A 21,210-nucleotide genomic window follows, 5' to 3' on the forward strand; every position below is an offset into this window, starting at 1 on the left:
ATCGGTGAGCACTGTTTCGTCTTTAACACTCATGCGTTCGCCGGCCAAGTCGCTATTCTTCATTTTGTTGCGGAGAAAACTAGTAGTGCAGAAAGCACCAAGACCATTGCACTTCGCGTTTCGCAAGTGCAGGCTGACAAAGCACGTCACAATTGATGAAACTTCTTGCAGCTTCCGTCCGTCTCTGGTCGATTGGGCTCTCGAACAAGGATGCACAGAATGGAGCTTGGCTTCGCCGGCAAAGTCGCGCTTGTAACCGGTGCAGGATCTGGAATAGGTGCTGCCGTTTCCCGCCAGCTCGGCGCCGAGAGAGCGAAAGTCGTCGTAGCGGATATCAATGGCGACGCCGCGCGTGCGGTGGCCGCCGAGATCTGTTCGTCCGGCGGAACGGCTTTCCCCTCGGTGGTCGACGTTGCCAAGGCCGGCGAAGTGGAGAAACTGGTCGAGTCCGTTGTCCGGACACATGGGGGCCTGCATCTGGCGGTCAACAATGCTGGGATCGACGGCGTCCGCAGAGCGACGGCAGACTACCCTCTGGACGACTGGGACAAGCTGATAAACGTCAATCTCAACGGCGTATTCTATTGCATGAAGTACGAAATCGCTGCGATGGCGGCGCAAGGGGGCGGCTCCATCGTCAACATGTCGTCAATTCTGGGCTCCGTCGGCCTGCCGACCGCATCGGCCTATACGGCAGCCAAGCACGGGATTGTCGGCCTGACGAAGGTCGCCGCAATCGAGTATGCAAAGAGGGGTGTCCGTATCAATGCTGTCGGCCCCGGCTTGATCGAAACGCCATTGTTGTCCGAGCAGTCCGAGCTAGCGAGCAACCGCCGCCTGGACGCGCTTCAGCCAATGGGTCGACGCGGTACACCGCAAGAAGTTGCAGCGCTCGTCTGTTTTCTCCTGTCCGAACAGGCAAGCTTTATCTCCGGCAGCTACCATCTGGTGGATGGCGCTTATACCGCTCACTAAGGTATCGCGCAAAAGTTTGCAGCGGTTTTGCGGTCAAGCACTGGCTGGCGGGTGTACGACGCTTCGGCAATGGCGCAAACACTAGATTAGCATCATCAGTAACGTGGCGCCGATGATCAACAATGCCGATGCAATTATCGCGGTAATCAGCAGGGTGTCGCGATTGTCGCGGTGCTCTTCTTCTTCGATATGGCGCATGCTGGTTTCCTCACGTGTGTGAATAAACGTGGGCTGCATCAACTATGTTGGAAGAAACGGGCGGACGCAATGAAATCCGTCGCGGCATGGCAAAACGCGTGATGTCGGCCGTTTCCTTCCGCAGCATGGACACATGATCTTCTCGAATGCAATGTCGAATTTCGCCGCCGAGGCGCGCATGACCCGCAGATAGCCGGTCTTGTCTTCCGTGAACTATCCCGGCGGCAGCGGACCTGGTTTTGACGCCTATGGCGCGCCGCGATCATGGATCGATATCGAGTTCGGGATACCTGCGGAAAATTCCGCTTTCGTTGAAGGCTAACCGTCGCGGCGATGCGAGGTAGGCAGCGATCGTGGGTCTGTTCCTCACCAGCCGGTGCAGGCGCGCAAGGCCGGGATAGCGGAACTCGTGGTCTGTCATCGCCTTGGGGAAGGCATAGAGCAGCCCTTCGATCATCTGAAACATCGACAGGTCGACATAGGTCATGCCGTTGCCGACGAGATGGCCGCCTTGTGCCGGGTTCTGTGTCAGTACGCGTTCGAAGTAGCCGAGGAATTTCGGGAGACGATTCCTGACGAATTCGAATGACCGCGCCTTTGCCTCGTCCTTCTGGTCCTCATAGTATTTTGAGGTTGCGATCGGGTGATGCGTGTCGTGCACTTCCGCGACGAAGTCGGTGATCGTCAGCTGAAGGCCGTTCGCAAACCAGCGCGATGCTTCATCCAATGGGGCAAGGCCAAGCCTCGGGCCGAGATAGAAAAGAATGTTGGCGACGTGCGAGACGAGTTGGTCGCCGTCCCTGAGAAAGGGAGGTGCGAAGGGAATATGCGCCTCTGACGAGCTATTGATGATCTGCATCATTTCGTCAGTCCCGCGGTCCGGCTCCCGCGTGACATCGACATAGTCCGAACCGGTCTCTTCCAGCGCCAGGCGTATGAATTCACCGCGACCCTGGATGCCATCCCAGTAGTAAAGTTCAAATGCCATGCCACCTCCCGAAGCAATCTGAGCCATCGGATTGCCGTCATATCAAGATGCCGTTCGCGGGCTCGCCAATCGGTCGCGCGATGCGATCGTTTTCAAACATCGAGCAGAAGTCGTCGCTTGTCTACCACGTCGTCGATAGCGGGAAGTGCTCTGCATTGTCCGGCTGCGGCTCTTTCGACGAACTGCCGCGGAAAGGGTGTAGCCTTGGTCGTTTTTGGCCCGGCACCATCCGGCACCTGAGGCGGCAATCGACAATGGCTTTGATCCGAGGACGAGCGTGGCCATTTCGGGTCTCATCACTTGGAACGCCCACCAGGTGCGACGTCAGGTCGATGCCAGCGCGGGAACTGCGCTCGTGGCTGGCTTCAACCGACCGGTCAGCATCAAGCTAACGGCGAGGAATGGAATGAGCATGCCCAAGCCGAAACGCATGTCGCTGTGCTCTGCGACGAGCCCGATCATCGGTGGCCCGATCAGAAAGCCGAGGAGCGCCACGAAAGACAGGATGGCGACGCTCGCCGCCGCTGGCCGGTCCTTTTGGTCGGCAGCGGCCGTGACGGCCAGCGGGAAGCCGACCGAGACGCCGAAGCCCATCGCGGCGAAGCCGGCGAGTGCGGCCCAGGCCGCGGGGCTTGCCACCACCAGGAGCAAGCCTGCGATGCTCGCCAGTCCGCATGCCCGAGCCACGGCGATGGGCCCGTAAGTTGCCTTGAGGCGGTCACCGCCAAAACGCCCTGCCGCGACCATGAAGGCGAAGATTGAATAGCCGAAACCGGCAATGGCGCTGGTGAGCCCGAAGACGTCGCGCAGGTAAACTGCCGACCAGTCGGCCACCGCGCCTTCGGTCATGGTGATGCCGAAAACGAAAAAGCAGATGCCAAGCAACGCCCGGCCTGGTCGGCGGCGGCTTGTTTGGGTGGTGTTCGCCTGGTGCGCTTCAGCTGCGTGCAGGTCCGGCAGCGCTCTTGCTGCCAACAGGCTGATCGGCAACATGATCGCCGCTGCGATCAGCACGGCCCATTCCGGCGACACACCGGCGGCGGCAAAACCGATGCCGACCAAGCTGCCGGCCATGATGCCGAGGCTCCAGAAGCCATGGCATGTGCTCATGATCAACTGGCCGGAGCGCTTCTCGATGGCATCAGCTTCGACGTTGAGGCCGAGCTCCAATGTGGCCAATGCCACCCCGACGGCGGCGAGCGTAACAAAAAGCGCCTCGATGTTTGGCGCCCATGTCGGCAGCCAAACCAGCCCGAGGAAGACCACAAAGCCATAGAGGATGGTGGCGCGGCCGCCGATCCAAGCGACGAAGCGTCCGGCGAAAGGCAGAGTGAGCAGGATGCCCGCCGGCATCCCGAGCAGTGCCACCGCCAGTTCCGCCGGTCCGAGACCGAGCTTTTGTTGAATATCGGGAATGCGCGGCAGCCAGGCGCCAAAAGCGATCGGCTGGAGGAAAAAGATCAGCATGATGAGCCGCTGACTGGTCATGCGCATTGCTCCTCGAAATATCGTGCTGTCAACTTGTCCGCATGCCCGTGTCTTGGGGCAGGGATATCCTTGGGTATTCCGGACCATCGCTGAAAATTATTTTCACAATTTGTGTGATAGACGAGCGCGGCTGTCAACGGGGATACTTCGGTGATGTGTCGAATTTCTATGCAGGACGACGCTGTCTCGCCACCGGAATATTAGATTATGCGCAATAAATGCGCCAATCAGCCTTGGAGAGCCAAAGGAAACCGTTAAGCTCTGGCGTGTCGCGGGTCATGGCTACGTGCGCGCACTATGGCGCGGTTTGTGCGCTTAGGGTGATGTGATGAAAAAAATATACATGGAAGCGGGGCGGACACCATCGTGAGGGGCAGGCCCCGGGATTGATCCGGGCATCCGTTCTGGCCATTTGACGGCGATGTGTGGCGAGCGTCTCCGCCTCCACCAGGCCAACGCCGACGTCAATGCACATGACGAAGCTCGCGGCGTTCGGTGGACCGGCCGACTTCAGGCGAAGACGGCCGGTCCGAGATCGGCCGGAAGGCCGAATTGCAACGCGCCAAGAACAGGTGGCGCTGTCAGGCGATTGCGCGCAAGGGCGACATCAGCGCATGCATCTCGCCGGAGATCCCCGCTGCAATGTCGGCGCGCGTCATCGCCATATGCAGATTAGCCGCGACGAAGCCGGCAGGATTTCCGCAGTCGAACGTGCGGCCGCCAAATTCGAAGGCGCGAATTTCCTGGTCTTTCATCAGGGTGATCATGGCGTCGGTCAACTGGATCTCGCCGCCGGCACCTGGCTCCTGGCGTTCGAGGATGTTGAAGATCTCGGGCTGGAGAATATAGCGCCCGGAAATAAACAGGTTGCTTGGCGCCGTGCCCGGTGCCGGTTTTTCCACGAGGCCATCGACCAGAGCGCCCGCAATGGTCTGCTTCAAGGAAACGATGCCGAACTTGTGGGCCTCTTCCGGCAGGCACCGCTCGACCGCCACGACATTGCCGCCGTGCCGCTGGTGAAGGCTCGCCATGGATTTGAGGCAGGGCTCGTGATCGACCATCAGCATATCGGGCAGCAGCACGGCGAAAGGTTCGTCGCCGACGATGTGGCGCGCGGTCCAGACGGCGTGTCCAAGGCCACGGGCCTGTTGCTGGCGCACGAATGAGATGCTTCCGACATCGGGCGTTGCCGTCGCCAGCCGATCAGCAAGCGGGTTCTTGCCCGCCCGCCGAAGCGTCGCGTCGACCTCGAATGCGTGATCGAAGTAATCCTCGATCGCACCCTTCATGCGGCCGGTGACGATGATGACGTGTTCGATGCCTGCGGCAAACGCCTCGCTGACGATGTAATCGAGGATTGGCCGATCGACGATCGGCAGGAGTTCCTTGGGAACGCTTTTCGTCGCCGGCAGCATTCGCGTACCGAATCCGGCGGCCGGGATGATCGCCTTGCGCACTTTGTTCTGCATGTTCGCGTTTTGCATGTTCACACCTCTTCGCTTCAAGCAACTCGGGAGATTTTCGCCGGTGGGGATTTGAGGATATCGTGCATCTTGTGCGCGACACCATTTTCAGTGAGGAAACGGTACATTTCGCCGTAGGTGTGGAACCAGGCACGGTTGTACCTGTCGAAAAGGGCCTGGTCCCAATAGTCCTCGAGGCAGAACTCCGCCTGCCCGAAGATGTCGAAACTGGGGATCTTGAACGTGTCTGAGAATTCGGCCGTCCGGCTGTCATAGGTGCAGTAGATCGACGGGACCCCGTTCGCCAGCGCCATGAGGTTGCCGTGCAGGCGGTAGCCGAGCACCAGGTGCTGGGCGCGGATCAGTCGCTCGTAATCGGCAACCACATCGGAATAGAAAAGCCTTTGCCGATAGAGCCGCAGCATGGCTTCATCGAGATACCACGATGATGTCCAATGGTCGGCCTTCAGCGCGGCGATTGCTTCGTCGCGCTGCGCCTCGTTTCCCAGAACGAGCTTCTTCTCCTCGACCTCGCCTTGCGTCAACAATACGGTCTCGAAGCGCCCGGCCATGGTTTTCACCAGGTCTCGGTGGAAGCCGAGATAACGCTCGATGTCCTTGGCGTAGGCGTCGGAGACTTCCCGCCTGACGGTGACCCCGACGTTGCGGACCCGTTCCAGCGGTGGCAGCGTGATGCGCAGTTCCGGGTCGTTCAGCCGGAAGGCGGTGGGGCACCCGACGATCCGGACGTTGCGGATGCCGAGGCCCCAGAGAACTTCGGCCGAATAGGCCCCGCGTACACCGATCGAGGTCGTCGATTCGGACATCAGGTGGAGGACGGCGCGCGTATCGTCCGAGAGCCTGATTTTGCCGTCCACCGGCGCCTGTGCGCCGATACCGAAGCCGATGACGGGCAGGCCGAGCGCCGTCAGGACCCTCGCTGCGGCCTCCCAGTTCATGGCGTCGTGAATGTAATTGGATCCCCGCAGGAATACGTAATCGTATTCCTCCCGAAGACGGTCGATTTCGCGTGGCCTGAACTCTGATATTTCGAGGACACCGAGCTCTTCGAAACGCAGCAGCTTCAACGACGAGTCGAAGACGAACGCATCACCCATATTGTGGTAGGTGTTGATGTGAGACTGAATGTCGTGATGTTGATACCAGCGAACGCTGTCATGGGCATAGACTTCGCCGGCGGGGATCATGACCAATATGCGTGCCAAAAGCTTATTCCGTCATTGGAATTGCGATGAGAGGCGCATCTCGACGCGCTGTTCGCGCTGCGCGGCATCATCTTTCGCGTGCAGCAGGCTGCGATAGACGCCGAGGTGTTCCCGCGCGCAATCCCTGGAGCTGAAGGGACCGCGCATGGTGCTGCGCAAGCGGTCCCAAACCGTGTCGTCGTTCAGGACTTCGACGATCCGGTCCGCAAGGTGCTGGCCGTTGCCGGCGCGGAAATGCAGGCCATCGGTGCCATCGCGCACTTTCTCGGCCATGCCGCCAATGTCGGAGCAGATGATCGGCCGGCGGTGCAGCAGCGCTTCCTGGATGACGACCGGTGAGTTCTCCCACCAGATCGATGGAAAGATCACCCAGTCGACGGAGCGCATGAGTTTTGGCAGATCCGCGTTCTGGTAGCTGCCGTAGAAGCGCACGCGGCGACCGGCTCGCTCGATCAGCTTCTTCATCCGCTCCTGGAATTCGACCGGCTGGCGCTCGAGATTCGCGCCGAAAATCATCAGGTAGGCGTCGTCTCCCCAAATTTCATCCGGTACGCGGCCAACGGCATCGATCAGCACGTCGACGCCTTTGAACGGCGTCATCTGACCGAAGAAGGCGAAACGATTGCGGGGCGCGTCGCTTCGCGCAAGTTCGCGGGCGGGCGTCGCCTCTTCGCCCATGATCCCGTTTTCGATGACATGAATGCGTTGTCGATCGATGCCCCACTCGGCGTAGCGCTTGGCGAGAAAGGCGCTCGGCGCAACGAACGCATCGACCATGTCGAGGAGCATGGTGCGCACGAGCGCCTCACGCCTGAGGAACCTGGATGCTGGAATATCCGGAAAACAGCTGTTGCAGGCCGTCGGCGAAGCCTGTTCGCAAAGTTGGCCCGTCGGCCGCTTCACCATCTGCCCGTGGTTGTGGCAGATCGGCACGAACTCATGAAGGGTGAGAAGCACGACGGCGTCGGGCAGCGCCGACCGCACCGCATAGAGCGCTTCGAGACCGAAGCCCAGGACGTGATGGAAATGAATGACATCCGGTTTCACATCGCGCACGAACCGCAGGAGGTCGCGCTCGATCGACAAGACGTCCTCATTCGCCAGGTGAAAATGATCATAGGCATCCGTGTGGAACAGCACCTCTTCCTGTGGGAGGCGCGCACTCATCAGCGCGGACGACGCGTGTCTTTGCAGCGGAGGCGATGCCGCCGCCAGATACACGGATTCGACGTTTGCGATCGCATTCAACCCGCGATGCAGGTTGTGCGAGGCGATCTCCGCCCCACCGAGCGAAAACGAGGGGTGCGCATGCGAGATAACCAGGACGCGAAGCTTCTGCTCCCTCATGCGGAAATCCTGTCAAACGATGTTTGGTTTTGGTGGCCGCTTCGCCACCGCGACTTGAGTATTTCCGCATCGATGCGTTCGGCGAGCACGGCAAGCTTGCCGTTTTGCTCTGCCGACGTCGGCTCGTCGCAGCCGAGCAATTGGATCGATGGCAGCAGATAGGCAGCGATGCCTGCCTGGTTGATCCGCAGACCTATCTCGCAGGCTTTTTGTTTTGAGCCGAGATAGACGCCGCAATCGCGCATCGCGTCCTTCAGGGCCTCACGCGGCATGATGCAGCATTCGAGCGAGGCGACGTCGACGCGCGTCAATTGCAGTGCGGCAATCGCCATCAGCGGGTAGCCCGCATAGCGATCGAGCAGCATTTGATCGCCGTCCTCGGAGAGCCAGCTTCCCGCCCATTTCACCGAATGATCGTCATAGGCGAGCATCGGCGAAATCACGCTTCCGACGTGGGCCATTCCGACCGTCGTCAATGCGCCGTACCAACCTTTTCCCGCCGGCACGAGCGACCCCGACATCGTTACGATGGTCTCGCACGAGACCACTTCCGCCCCGACCGCCATCAGATCGAAGCGATCCTGCGCTGCGGCTGCGCAGACCAGTCGGACCGAGAGCCCGTAAAACCGTACCAGCTGCCGTAAACGGACGAGATCCCTCTGGAAGGCGGGCTTGCTGACGACGATCACGAACGGAGCGCAGCACGTCTGCGGATCAAGGGCAAGCAGCGCGAGGAGCGGCCCGACTTCAGCCATGCCGACGGTGGATCCAACGACGATGGGAACGCCGGCGGTTTCATCGAACACGCCGACGTCGATGATCGTTTCCACGCGCGGTGCAGCGCAGGCCGCCGTAGAGAGGAGCGGAACGATCTGATGATCGACAATCGCGGGCAGCGCCCAGTTGGCAGCATCAAACAACGACAATTGCTGGAGTGCGGCCCTTCTTGCGGGCATCCGCTTGGGCGTCAGCGGCAGAAAGGCGCGGCGCCCCTCTCTTAAGGTCAGCTCCAGATAGGGGGTTGCGTCGAGATTGCCGCCAGACAGTCTCGCATGGGCGACAAATCCGTGGGCCTGATCGTCGCCGTCGAGTGATGCCCGGAATGCGGCTTGATCGGCGAAGCTTTGCGAAACGTCGAGTCGATCGAGCCGCGTCCACACGTCGTCGAGCCTGGCCTCCGTGCCGGGTCGCCGCAGTTTGACGGAGGAGACGTGGTGCTCCGGGTCGAGCAGCCAGCCGGAAATCAGCATGTCGCCGTCATCGGTCTCGAAAACCCGGTCGACGTCCATGCGAACCGGCAATGGGAGGCTTGATACCGTGTCCTTGCCGGTAAAGCCGTTTGCTGCCGAACGCAGGCGCAGCATGGCCTCTGGCGTGGCCCGGGCTTCAAGCAGTACGGAGCGGATGTGGTCCGGGATGTCCAGGGCCGCGCTGATCTGCACGCGCGAATGCGCCGGTGTCAGGTGCCAGCCTCCCCCGGCATTGTATATGATGCCTTTGAGAGTGTCGGCGCGCACTCGTCCGCCCGTTTCCAGTACGGCGATGAAGCCAAGTTCGCCCTCCGGTATATCAGGTCGGGCAAAACTGGCGACGAAACAATCGGCGACCACCGTTGCACCAGCGAGAATATAGGCCTGGCAACGGCCGGGAACGAACGCGCGGCTCCAACCCATGATGACGAGGACGCCATCATGGGTCTCTCCGACCAGTTCGATGAAGCCATCGGACGGCTGCAATGCCTTGATCAATGAAAGTCCGGCGGAAACCCTGTCGCGGTTCGTCGGCTGCGCCATGAGTTGATCCGCGAGGCGACCGACGGCGGTGACAGTCTCTCCTGCCGCCGTTTGCGCAATGAGGCTTGCTGCCTCTTCGATCGAAATCTGTCTGGGGGCGACGATGAAACGCTCGCTCATCCTTCCATCGTCAACGTCGATCGTCGAGATGGGCAGCTCGGACTTCGGTTGCGTCAGGAGCGCCGCGAAGCAGTGTGTTGCTGATGGCGACGGTGCCGACAACGCCCAGTTTGCAACAAAAGCGCCGTCCCGCGCGGACCTTGCGCCATCAGCCCTGACCGAAACGGCATGGCCCCTGGTGCGCCCGCTGCCGAGGACAAGCACGGTTTCCTGATCGACCCGACTGAAAAGGGCGCGGCCCTTCCCGAAGCGCAAGGCTGCTCCATCGGTGCGCGAGCCGGTGGGTCTGACGGGCCTTTCGTCGGTCGCTGTCGCCTGCCGCATCATCATCTTGCCAGCAACGCCAGCAGCGCTCCCGCTGCAAATCCCATCAGAACGAAGAGGAGCAGCACGAGTGGCTTGGTGTCGCCGCCCGCGCGCTTCTGAAGTGTGGAAAGGGTCTTTTCCATGCCTGCCACGACGCCATCCATCCGCAGCAGATGCACGTCCAGATCGTCAAGCCGCCGGCTCATCTCGGCACGAAGGCCATCGATGCCGGCGTTCGGATCGTCCGTTCCGTCGGTCGGTGCCGCATCCGCGCCGACTGACGGAACGCGCTGCAGTGAACGTTGAGAAACCTGCAACTGCCGCTGCGCAGCCATGAGCACGTCCAGTTTGTCGAGCACCCTGGTCAACGGTGCCGCGATCAGCGCCTCGGCTGCTTGCTCGTCAGGCTGCGGCACGCGCAGAGGCTGGCCCGCGCCGTCTCCGGTGATTGCCACGACGACGAGATCGCGGCTGCGCTTCTGCACCGCCTCCGGCAGGGCGATCTCGAATGCATGCTTGCCGTCTCCAATCCCGTTTCGCTTGAGGTCCGGGCGATTGCGATCGGCAAGTGCTTCGGCGACGGGTGCGCCATCGAGAAGCACGCGCACCTTGAGCCTTTGGCCCGGCGCGGCGGGGTCGAATGCCCAGCCGAACATGCGTCCGCCATCGATGGCATCGACGCGACCGTTGACAGGTTTTGCGCCTTCGTTTTCGGGCGGCGTGTCGAGTTTCTCTGCGACTTGAGCCATGGTTCCTCTTTAAGCGGCCTGAACCTGCTGGAGATTGAAAAGAGCGAGGTAACGTCCAGCGGTGGTGTCGATATCATCAGGACGAACGGCTCGACCGGAAAGCTGGCGAAGAAGCGTCGGCTTTTCGACGATCTGGCGCATGGCCGCGGCAAGCTGGCGCGGATCGTCGGGTGCGACGGTCAGTCCATTGACGCCGTTCCTGATCAGCTCCGCCATGCCGCCGATATTGCTGGCGATCACCGGGCGGCCTTGAGCCTGCGCCTCCTGGATCACCAGCGGCGCATTTTCCCACCAGATGGAGGGGACGACGGTGCAGTCCACGGCGCCGATGAGGGCCGCGACATCTTCCCGTCGATAGGGTCCACGCCGCTGGACGAAGGGTGCGGTTTCGGAAAACAGGCGGTCGATATCGGCAACGAATTCCTGGGTCTGAAACGGGGCACCGCCATGGACGCGCAGCTCGAAGTCGACGCCATCGGCGATGAGCTGGCGCGCCGCCTCCAGCAGCACCTTGATCCCTTTCCAAGGGTTCAGGTTGCCGAAATAGCCAAAGACGGGGCGGCCGGTCTTGGGCTTGTCTTTGCCGGTTTCGAGCGCGCGGGGCGGCAGGCCGTTGGCAATGACGGAGATGCGGTTTTCGGCAATTCCCCAGTCGACATATCGTCGTTTCAGGAATTCGCTCGGCGCGACAAAACAATCAACCGTGCTCAAGAGCGCCTTGAGATGCTGTTCCCGCAGGGCGAAGCGGTCGGGTTTGATGTCCTTGAAACAGGCATGGCAACGGTCCGGACTTGAGCCGTGGCAGAGCTCCCGTCGGTCGGTTCTTACCATCAGCCCGTCATGATGGCAGATGGGGTAGTAGTCATGCAGCGTCATGACGATCTTGCACGCCGGGAGGGTCCGGCGCACGATATGCGGAAACTCGGCGCCCATCAGCAGGATATGGTGAAGATGCACCACATCAGGCTGGAATTCGCGCAGCAGGTCCGTGAGATCAGGCACGAAACCATAGAGGTCGATCTGGCTCATGAAAAAGCGATCGAAATGACCCGCCCAAAGCAGGATTTCGTCGCCCGTCGGCCCGATGGCCTGGAAACTCGTGCCCGGTCTCGCCTCGCGATGAACCTGGTTGACCGCGCCCAGGAACAGCGCCTCGTGTCCTGCCCGTTGGTAGGCGCGGAAGAGGTCATGCGCGAAGACCTCGGTGCCGCCGGGATGAAGGGCCGGGTGATTGTGGGCCACCACGAGAATGCGCTTGCTCATGCGCGGCTCCGTTGACGCTCACCCACGAGGACATCCTGATAGTGCGTGCCGCCCGGCGCGCGCCAATGGCCGTAGGACTTGAGGGCGACCGAGAGACCGCTACGATTGAACGCGCCTTCCAGAAAGCCGTCATCGAAGCCGACGGCCGCCAGCGGCGGCTGGCCCGGCACGAACCAGCAGGGCCCTTGCCCGGCTCGCTCGAAGGCAAGGCGCGGATCGCGTCGGCCCGTGGCATTTCGCCTGGCGACCTCGTCGACGATGAAGGCGGTCATGAACAATCGACCGCCATCAGCCAGGACCCGGAAGATTTCCGCCAGATAGGTCATCACCTCGTCGGCGGGCAGATGCGTGACGACCGACGTCATGATGATGAAATCGAACTGCGCGTCGGCAAATGGCAGTTTTAGTTCCCGGCCTTTGATCGTTCCGGTCGGATTGTAGAGATCATGGGCGATGTCGAGGCGTTGGAACGCGAAGTTCGGATAGGTCGGCGTCACCGTTGCCCGGCACCAGCGGACGCCGCCCTCTACAGGATCGAGGCCATCGTAGCGGCCGCGGTCGCCATCGAGATATTGGGTGAGCGGCACCGCCATACGGCCGATGCCGCAGCCGATATCGAGAACACGATGATCGGCACGCAAGCCGCCCAGACGAATGAAATGTCCGAGAAACTCCGCACCGATCGCCCGGAAATCGCCGTCGCCGACAAAAATGCTGTTCGGGTCCGGCTGCGGAAGGAACCGGTTGCGCGAGACGCTGTCGGTCAGCCAGCGAAGATGCGCATCGTCCAGCGGTGGTGGTGCGCCGATTTCATCGCGCGGCAGGGCATTGATCATGCATTCGTCCATTCAATTGTGCGATCGGGAGACGCGGTCTTGGGCCCGCTCGGCGAACGATAGTCGCGCGCCATCAGCGCGGCGATGTCATCGTCCCAACGCTGGGTGTGGAGCCAGGAATTGTATTGGCTGGCGACCCCGCGCATGTAGTCCTGGCTGCGCCGGATCGACTGGCGCTCGAAGTGATACAGGCATGCCGACGGCTCATAGCCGATCTCGAAGCCGGCCCGACGGATCTTCAGGCAGAGGTCGCTGTCTTCATAGTCGCCGATGATATAGTCCTCGGTGAAGCCGCCGACGCTCTCGTAGATATCCCTCGAGGTGACCAGGCAGGCGCCGGTAACGCCGGGAACCGTTCGAGCCTGTTGCGCCGGCAGGTAGTCGCTGGGCATGCCTTTGTAGAAGTGGTGGTTCAGCCAGATCCCCCGCTGGTCGCGCCCGAAATAGAGGCCTGCATGTTGCAGCGATCTGTCTTCGAAGATCAGCCTGGGGCCGACGGCGCCGAACGCCCCGCTCGTGATCGGTTGTATCAGGGTCTGCACCCAGCCGGCTTCGCAGGGGACGACATCGGAATTGAGCATGACAAGAATGGAGCCGCGCGCCATGCGAGCCCCGGTATTGCATGCCCGCGCGTAGCCGCCGTTCCGGTTCATCACCACCAGCCGCATGGGCAAACCGTGCAGCAGATGCAGCCCGCCGAGGAGATGCTCGGTCTCGTCCTGAATTTCCGGGGAATCCAGAACGAATACCAGTTCCGCATTTTCCCTGAGCCAGGGGTCGGTGGCCATGCCCGACAGCTGGAAGCGGAGAAAATCGAGGACCTTGTAGAGCGGGATCACGATGGAAACGAGAGGCGCATGCCGTGGCAGGCCATAGTCCCTCGTCCGCTTGACCTCTATCGTCTTGCCCAGACGCTGCTCCACCTCTCTGAGCGCCGGCGCAAGTATCGTGCGGAAGGCGTCATCGATGGCGTGTTGCGGCGGGACAGCGCGCAGGATCTGGTTTCGCTGCAGCACGGGTTCGAAGGGTTGCGGCGGCGGGATGAGGGGCTTCACGGCACCAGAGGCCAACCGTATCTGAAAACGCGGCTGAAGCAGCGGGCCGAGCGATTGATCGAGGGGCAGCCGGGCGACGAAGCCGGTCACATCCGTCTTCGATTTGTCGGCCTGCGTCTGCGCCCATCCGGGAAATTCGTAGATATTGCCGTCCAGCGGCACTGTTTTCCCATCTGCCTGCAGATAGTCGATTCCAGCCAGCATGGATGATGGATCATGATACCAGCCACCGACGATCAGGCTGTCGGAAAGTGCCAGCGCCAGGTCGACCTGCCCGGATGGCTGTTGTGCCGCTCTCTGGACATGACGTTCTTTGAGGGGTGCCCGGATCTGCAGGTCGATCGCGGTAGCCGGTCCACCGTTCGGCCAGGTGGCGAGATGCTGAACGAGCAGTTCGCGCAGTTCGACGGCGTCGCGATTTTCTGCCCACCAGCGCGTCAGGTTTGGACATTGCGCTACGCGCTCGGAAAGCTGCCTTATGGCGACGCCGTTCTTGCTCAGGAGCACAAGCTGGAAAGGTGGGCTGAGGCTTGGCATCTCGGCAATGAAGTGACAGGTCTGCCAGCCTTTCCGCGTGCCGCGGCGTATGATTGCTTTGGGTCGTAACTGGCTGACGTTTGCCGAGCCCACGACATAGATTCCGAGCTTGTCGTCGACCTCCGGATTGATCGTCGTCTCGATCAAAAACCGCCCACGGCCAAGTTCGCAGGCAATGCGCGCCGGCCGGGGCATCGGCGCCAATGTGTTGAGGGCGTCTTCGACGATCAGACAGAAGTACGGATCGCTGGCGACCTTGAATGCGCTTCGCCATGTCGTCAGCAAGGCGCTGAGAAATCTGATGCGCGCTTCCGGCGCGAGTTCCAGGAACAGTTGCTCCATGTCGAGGGGAGGCAGGCTGCTTGCCGGTTCGATGCTGATCGGGACCGCGTTGTCGCCGCCTTCGATAGCAATGGTGGCCGGCATCGGCACCTTCGTCGTCCGCATGGCCCATAGCGTTCGCTGTCGTCCGTCGACGAGCCGGAGGGTTACGCTGACGAGCGGCACGGGCGGCTTTGACATCGTCAGGGCCGCCCGTGTCGGAATTGGCAGCGCCGGCGGCAGGTCCCAGATGAGAACCGCCAGATCCGATCCTAAACGGAACGCCTTTGCGTTCCGTTTAGGATCGGTATTTGGCTGCTTGATATCGCTGAACGGCAAATTCGATCCCTCTTGGAGTGCGCGCCCTGCGGGAGGAATGCAGGGCACGCCTTGTCCACGCTTAGTGAACCGTGAAATAGTTCTCGGGATTTGCCTGAATGTCGTCGACGTCGGCATTGACCAGGGTCAGTGAATCGCCGTGGCCGAGGTCGATGATGACATTGCCGCCGACCTGGGTGACCCGCGAAGCGAGGTCGTCAGGCGTGGTGATATCGAGACCATTGATGCCCTTCGAGATCTGCAGCAGATCTTCGCCGGGCGTGAAGTCGAGGATGACGTCGTTGCCGCCGCCGCCGTCGAAGACGAAGATGTCGTTGCCCGCTCCGCCAACCAGGAGGTCGTTGCCGGCGTCGCCGCTGATGACGTCATTGCCATCACCGCCGAAGAGCATGTCGCTGCCTTTGCCGCCGGACAGGAAGTCGTTGCCCTGACCGCCAAGCAATATGTCGCTGCCTTTGCCGCCGGACAGGAGATCGTCACCCCATCCGCCGCTCAGCGTGTCGTTGCCGTTCTCGCCATAGAGAACGTCGTCGCCTTCGCCGCCAAACAGCCCGTCGTTGCCGTTGCCGCCGAATAGCTGGTCGTCACCTTCGTCGCCGAAAATGATGTCATGTCCGTTGCCGCCGCTCACGAAATCATCACCCGCTCGGGCGTGGATGAAATCGTTGAAGCGAGAGCCGAACAGCGCGTCGTCGTATGCGCCGCCTTCTAGTGTGGCCATCTGCCTCTCCTCTTGGTGGATAAATCGCACTTCCACCGACCAGGTCGATGTTGATGCGCCGGGAGTGTGCATCGGCCTTGAATATATTTCAACAGAGATTCCAGCTTAAATCATGAAATCTTCGCGACATTATTGTCATTTTTCGCGGGAAATCAATACAAAAATTAAACTATGCCTATTATTCGGCAAATAAGTAGCTAGTTTATCCGCAAACTAGTTCAATATTTGTAGTAATTTACTCTGTGTTCCGCTCGACACTGTCAGTTCAATCTTCCCTGAAGGCGCGATTGAAGCTTTCTGTCAGTGGAGATACTAGGTAGTCGATAGCGCGGCGCGCCTTGTGTACGATCAGCACCTCGGCCGGCATGCCCGGATACAGGCGGACATCGGGATCGGCGGCAAGAGACGCCGCATCGATCTTGGCGCGAGCGGTGAAATAGGAGGCGCCCGACTTCTCGTCGACCGATTGGTCTGCGGCAACGTAGGTCACCGCCCCATTGAAGGGCAGGCGCGAGCGCTGACTGTAGGCGGTCAGCCTGATCTGCGTCGGGGAGCCCACCGATATGCTGTCGATGTCGCGCGGGTTCACGCGCACTTCGACGACCAATGGCTCGTCTTCCGGTACGATTTCGAGCAGGGGCTGGCCGGGCGTCACCGCGCTTCCGGGGGTACGCAGCCAGACGTTGCTGACCACGCCTGCCTGCGGAGAGCGGATCTCCATGCGCCGCAGGACATCCTTGGCCGCGACGATCTGTTCTTCGACATCCGTCAGGTCGATGCGCGCCGTTGTGATCTCTCCGGCGATCGTCGATTGAAACTCGCTTTCGATGCCGATCAGTGCGAGCTGGGCGCCAGCCCTTGCCTTTTCCGCCTGCGCCTTGTCGCCTGCCAGTTCGCCGCGTGTTCTGGCGAGCTCGCTCAGGCGCGTGTCGACTTCTATGAGCTTCGCGCGCTGCACGAAGCCTTTCTCGACCAGGCTAGCGATGGCGGTGCGCTGTTCGGTGATGAGGGCGATCTGCCGGTCGGTCGCTTCGAGCTGGGTGAGCAGCGACTTTGTCTGTTCGCCATATTCCTCGATCGTTTTGGTCTGAACGTCGACGCGCCCGGCCTTGGCCTCGTGTCGCTTGTCGAAGAAGACATTCTCCGCCTTGATCGCTTCATCGACCGCGATCCCGCCCGCTTCGCCGAAATTCTTCGGGAAGGCGATGGTCGCCGCGCCGTCCTGTTCGGCCTTGAGCCTGGCGAGCCTCGCGATGAGGCCGATGCGACGGCTGTTGAGCGCATTCAAGTTGGAACGTGCCCGCGTGTCTTCCAACAGGATGAGCGGTTGCCCGACCGTGACCTGTTCGCCCTCCTGAACCAGAAGGCGTCCCATCACGCCTCCTTCGAAATGACTGATCGTCTTGCGTTTGGAGTCGACGATGACGCTGCCATTGGCAACGGTCGCGCTGCTGAGTTCCGTCGATACCGCCCATGTGAAGAAGCCGCCGAAGGATACGATGATCGTCGCAAGCCCAGCGACCATCAGGCGGCGAAGAGCGCGTTCGGCATGCGCATCATCGGCATCGGCCGCGGTCGGTGCTGGCTGAGAGGTTAGTTTTACCGGGAGCTTGACGTCGACCTCGGACGGCTGCGGGCGAAGCGGAAGCATAGGTTTTTCTGTCATGCGGAAGCAACCTCGCGCAACGTTTCGCCAGCCCCTGGCACAGCAGTCAAAATGTCCGGTCGCGGCCCAAACTGGCTGATACGACCATTTTCGAGGACGAGAAGCTTGTCGGCGACCTGCATGATCGATGGTCGATGCGCGATCATGATGACGATGGCGCCCTGGTCGCGCATGCGCTGGATCGCGCGAACCAGAGCGCGTTCCCCGAGCGAATCGAGATTGGCATTGGGTTCATCGAGGACGACGAGGCGCGGGCGATTGTAGAGGCAACGTGCCAGCGCGATGCGCTGCCTCTGTCCGCCGGAAAGCGTAAGATGGCCATCGCCGACGGGCGTGTCGTAGCCGAGCGGCAGACGGCCGATCATCTCGTGCACCTCCGCCAGCCGCGCGGCCTCGATGACCTTGTAGGGATCGCCATCTTCCATTCTGGCGATGTTTTCCCGGATCGTGCCCTCCAGCAGCGATACCGATTGGGGGAGATAACCGACCGATTCCCCGAAGGACCCGCGCTCCCAGAGATAGGTGTTGTGGCCATCGAGAAAGACGCCGCCCGACGTCGGCTTCAAGATGCCGACCAACAGCCGGGCAAGCGTCGACTTGCCGGCGGCCGATGGGCCGACCACGCCCAATACTTCGCCGGGGGAAAGCGAGAAGGAAATGCCCTTGATGATCGGCACCTCGACGCCGGGGACGGCGTAGACGAGTTTATCCACAATCATGTCGCCGGCCGAATGCGGTGTCGGCGTAGTCTGGCGGATCGCCAGATCTTCGCCGATCGCCGCCTCGATCCGGCGCCAGCCGGCGACGGCAAGCACCCATTGGCGCCAGTTTTCGATGATCGTGTCGAAGGGGATAAGCAGGCGACCGACGAGGATGCTTGAAGCCATCATCGCGCCGGGGGTGATCGCCTGGTCAAGCACCAGCAACGCACCCGCCGCAAGCGTGATGACCTGGATCGAGTACCGCAAGCTGCGCGTCAGCGACGTCATCGCCTTGCTCCTGCTTCCTCCGGCTTCGAGCGCGCCCAAAGCGTGAATTTGCAGGGCGCGCCAGCGCTTGGCGAGCGCCGGCAACATGCCCATCGCCTCGATCGCTTCGGCGTGCCTGAGGGAGCCGGCGATCTTGGAGACCGCTTCGACATTCGCCTGGTTGGCCTCCTTGGTGAGCTGGCGCGTCATCATGTCGTTGACGAGCCCGCAGCAAACGAGCAATGCGATCGACACGACGCCGACGACGCCGAACAGCGGGTGCAGCAGAAACAACGCCCCCAGAAAAATCGGGGACCAGGCGGCGTCGAGCGGCGCGACCACTGCCGATGACGTGAGGAAACTGCGAAGTTCCGACAGGTCGCGAAGGGATTGGGCCGCACGGGTGAGCCCCTGGTTCACCGACGCCTGGACCGCCGATGCCAGAACCGGAGCATTCAGCCTTCGCACGATGGCGCTGCCCATCGCCTGGAAAGCAAGGGCCCGAATGAGATCCAGGACCCCATAGACGACCAATGCGCTGATCGCGAGCAGCGTCAACATGGTGAGCGTATCAAAGCTCTGGCTGTTGAGAACCCTGTCATGAATCTGCAACATGAACAGCGGTATCGTGAGCTGAAGCAGGCTTATGCAGACACTGAGCAGCGCGGCGTAAAGCGATACGGATAGAAACACACGCTTGGCTTGCAGTATTAGCAATCTTGGATTGATAATCTCATCCCGGCGCATAACCCCTAAAATTTGACCGTTGTTTCTCGTCTCGTTCCGAACAGTATCACGCATGGGCGGTTGCCTGAAGTTAACGTTAAAGCCATTCATGGAGGGCGTCTGGCTTACATTTGGGGCGAATAATAGTATTGCTTCGCTATGTGTGGCACAAAAGTAAGCGGTAATGCAAGTTCTGGGGCGTGTGGAGGGGAGTGTGTAGTTCAATTTACTTCAAGATTTGAAGTAAATTTCGAAATGGAGAGTTGGATGAATGAAAGAGTACTCTATCCGTCCACGGGGATCAAAGATGTGTCGTTGCTCCAGCAGGAGGACCAGACATCGAAGGCGGTAGGAGCCCACGATCAAGCCGAAGCCGCAAGCGATTGCCGGCAGCTGACCTATTTCGAGCTTGCGCGCCTGATGGAGAGGGTGAGCAGGCGGTTTTCCGGCTTGGTGCGCGCCGAGCTGACCAAGCTGCGTGTCGACGACATCGGTCCGGCTCAGGCCATGGTCTTGCTGGCAATCGGAGATGCCGAGCTTTCGGTGGCCGAGCTGCTCGATCGCGGACACTATGTCGGCTCGAACGTGTCGTACTATCTGAAGCAGTTGGCGGATGGAGATTACATCGATCGGGTTGCGTCCCAGCGCGACAAGCGTTCGGCGCGCATCAAGCTGACGGAAAAAGGCCGGCTGCTCAGGGCGAACTTGCGCGATGCAGCGATGGCCTATGAGCGGGCGCTCAATCGTGGCCATCAGGATCGCCAGAACCTGGAGACCGCCTTCCAGACCCTGCATCAACTCGAACTCGTCTGGGGCAGCGTGTCACGTTACGACATGTGACCGGGTGGAACTCAATGTGCACGTCATTCAGTTAGCGGATTAGATAGCATGCATGTGGCATTTGTTCATCGGCGCGGCTTCGGCCAGTTCGCCGCGTTAGCGGCTGACCTGGTGCGGTCGGGCAACAACGTCAGCCTGATCACCGAAACCGTGGATCAGAAGATTCCGTCCGTGCGCGTCATTCGGCACCGGGCAGAGCCCGGGCCGCGCGTGTCCGCGGCCATCGCTCGGCATATGGCGGTGCCGGATCACCATGCCAGGATCGGACATCGCGTCGCCGAAACGCTCGATGCGATGGCGCGACAGGACATGACGCCGGATATCGTCGTCGGTCACATCGGCTGGGGCAGCATGATGTTCGTCAAGGATGCCCTTCCTCGTGTTCCGGCCCTTGGCTATTGCGAGTTCTTCTATCGGTCGCAAGGGGCCGACATAGGCTTCGCACCCGACGACGAACCTGATCTCGAAGACCGCAAGAGATTGCGGCTGCGCAACGTCGCGCAGCTGTTGTCGCTGGAATCCATGGATGGCGGCATCAGCCCCACCGAATGGCAAAAGAGCCTTTATCCCGCCGATACGCGGGAGCGCATTGCCGTTTGTCACGAAGGTATCGATACCGCGCAGTTCCGTCCCAACCCTGCCGCGTCGGTAAGGCTCCCGGACGGTCGCGTGCTGAAGGCCAACGATCCGCCGGTAGTCACCTTTGTGGCGCGCGATCTCGAACCCTATCGTGGCTTTCCCCAGGCGCTGCAGGCTGCCGCTCAAGTCGTCAAAAAGCGTCCGGACACGGTTTTCGTCTTCGTCGGAGGTGACGGAACCAGTTACGGGCCTCCTCCTCCCGGCGGTGGTTCGTGGAAATCGCACCTGCTCGCCTCGCTCGAGGTGCCGCCGGACAACATCATTTTTCCAGGCGTCGTCCCGCATCATATTCTTCGCCAGCTTTTCCAGGTCTCCGCGGCGCATGTCTACATGACCTACCCCTTCGTGCTTTCCTGGTCCGTGCTCGAGGCCATGGCATGCGGTGCCCTGGTCATCGGGTCCGACACACCTCCGGTTCGCGAAGTCATCCGCACGGGTCACAACGGTATTCTTGTGCCGTTCTTCGACGCCGACGCGCTCGCCGAAGCAATCCTCGGCGCCGTAAGCAATCCGCAGGCGTCCGTCGGCATGCGGGCGGCAGCGCGAAGGACCATCGAGCGGCGCTTCCGGCTGGAGGATTGCCTGCTGCGCCAGAGGGATCTCATGACGACGATGACGGGGCGGCCGGCAATGGCTTGATAGCGGC

The 21,210-nt window shown here is 61.1% G+C and carries 16 protein-coding genes; 3 read left to right on the forward strand and 13 right to left on the reverse strand.

Going from position 1 to position 21,210, the window contains the following annotated elements:
• The first annotated feature begins 219 nt into the window (after nt 1–219).
• A complete protein-coding gene (locus BC360_RS20155; protein ID WP_065796660.1) occupies nt 220–975 on the forward strand; it encodes an SDR family NAD(P)-dependent oxidoreductase in 756 nt (251 codons plus the stop codon).
• Nucleotides 976–1,435: 460 nt separating this feature from the next.
• Here the strand turns inward: BC360_RS20155 and BC360_RS20160 are convergent, their stop codons facing one another.
• The 13 genes from BC360_RS20160 to BC360_RS20220 form a co-directional block, all read right to left on the reverse strand.
• A complete protein-coding gene (locus BC360_RS20160; protein WP_065796661.1) occupies nt 1,436–2,161 on the reverse strand; it encodes a glutathione S-transferase in 726 nt (241 codons plus the stop codon).
• 324 nt (nt 2,162–2,485) lie between these two features.
• Nucleotides 2,486–3,649: an MFS transporter gene (locus BC360_RS20165; RefSeq protein ID WP_065796752.1), complete on the reverse strand. Its 1,164-nt coding sequence runs from the start codon at nt 3,647–3,649 to the stop codon at nt 2,486–2,488.
• Between the two features lie 581 nt (nt 3,650–4,230).
• Nucleotides 4,231–5,133 carry a UTP--glucose-1-phosphate uridylyltransferase gene (locus BC360_RS20170; protein ID WP_244512793.1) on the reverse strand — a complete coding sequence of 301 codons (903 nt, stop codon included), beginning with the start codon at nt 5,131–5,133 and terminating at the stop codon, nt 4,231–4,233.
• A 17-nt stretch (nt 5,134–5,150) separates the two neighbouring features.
• Entirely contained in the window at nt 5,151–6,338 is a 1,188-nt protein-coding gene (locus tag BC360_RS20175) for a polysaccharide pyruvyl transferase family protein (protein WP_065796662.1), read from the reverse strand.
• 12 nt (nt 6,339–6,350) lie between these two features.
• Nucleotides 6,351–7,685: a glycosyltransferase family 4 protein gene (locus BC360_RS20180; RefSeq protein WP_065796663.1), complete on the reverse strand. Its 1,335-nt coding sequence runs from the start codon at nt 7,683–7,685 to the stop codon at nt 6,351–6,353.
• A complete protein-coding gene (locus BC360_RS20185; protein WP_065796754.1) occupies nt 7,682–9,922 on the reverse strand; it encodes a hypothetical protein in 2,241 nt (746 codons plus the stop codon). Before BC360_RS20185 ends, BC360_RS20180 begins: the two co-directional genes overlap by 4 nt.
• A 2-nt stretch (nt 9,923–9,924) precedes the next feature.
• Nucleotides 9,925–10,653, reverse strand: coding sequence for a hypothetical protein (locus BC360_RS20190; protein WP_065785182.1), 729 nt, complete (start codon nt 10,651–10,653; stop codon nt 9,925–9,927).
• 9 nt (nt 10,654–10,662) lie between these two features.
• The gene (locus tag BC360_RS20195) at nt 10,663–11,916 is read right to left on the reverse strand and encodes a glycosyltransferase family 4 protein (protein ID WP_065796664.1); all 1,254 of its coding nucleotides are present in this window, start codon (nt 11,914–11,916) and stop codon (nt 10,663–10,665) included.
• Nucleotides 11,913–12,752, reverse strand: a complete 840-nt coding sequence (locus BC360_RS20200; RefSeq protein WP_139110120.1) for a class I SAM-dependent methyltransferase — start codon at nt 12,750–12,752, stop codon at nt 11,913–11,915. The genes BC360_RS20195 and BC360_RS20200 overlap by 4 nt, the downstream gene beginning before the upstream one ends.
• On the reverse strand, nt 12,749–15,004 hold the full coding sequence (locus tag BC360_RS20205) for a glycosyltransferase family 2 protein (RefSeq protein ID WP_065785185.1): 2,256 nt from the start codon (nt 15,002–15,004) through the stop codon (nt 12,749–12,751). The genes BC360_RS20200 and BC360_RS20205 overlap by 4 nt, the downstream gene beginning before the upstream one ends.
• A gap of 61 nt (nt 15,005–15,065) precedes the next feature.
• On the reverse strand, nt 15,066–15,725 hold the full coding sequence (locus BC360_RS20210; RefSeq protein WP_065785186.1) for a calcium-binding protein: 660 nt from the start codon (nt 15,723–15,725) through the stop codon (nt 15,066–15,068).
• A 265-nt stretch (nt 15,726–15,990) separates the two neighbouring features.
• Nucleotides 15,991–17,391 (reverse strand): HlyD family type I secretion periplasmic adaptor subunit, encoded by a 1,401-nt coding sequence (locus BC360_RS20215; protein WP_065785187.1) that lies wholly within the window; start codon nt 17,389–17,391, stop codon nt 15,991–15,993.
• Nucleotides 17,388–19,160 carry a type I secretion system permease/ATPase gene (locus BC360_RS20220; RefSeq protein WP_065796666.1) on the reverse strand — a complete coding sequence of 591 codons (1,773 nt, stop codon included), beginning with the start codon at nt 19,158–19,160 and terminating at the stop codon, nt 17,388–17,390. Before BC360_RS20220 ends, BC360_RS20215 begins: the two co-directional genes overlap by 4 nt.
• A 192-nt stretch (nt 19,161–19,352) precedes the next feature.
• Between BC360_RS20220 and BC360_RS20225 the strand changes: the two genes are divergently transcribed.
• A complete protein-coding gene (locus BC360_RS20225; protein WP_082366750.1) occupies nt 19,353–19,925 on the forward strand; it encodes a MarR family transcriptional regulator in 573 nt (190 codons plus the stop codon).
• Between the two features lie 48 nt (nt 19,926–19,973).
• Entirely contained in the window at nt 19,974–21,203 is a 1,230-nt protein-coding gene (locus tag BC360_RS20230) for a glycosyltransferase family 4 protein (protein WP_065785189.1), read from the forward strand.
• The last annotated feature ends 7 nt before the right edge of the window (nt 21,204–21,210 follow it).

This window comes from Ensifer sp. LC163, from assembly GCF_001695855.1.
Classification (GTDB): Bacteria; Pseudomonadota; Alphaproteobacteria; order Rhizobiales; family Rhizobiaceae; genus Ensifer.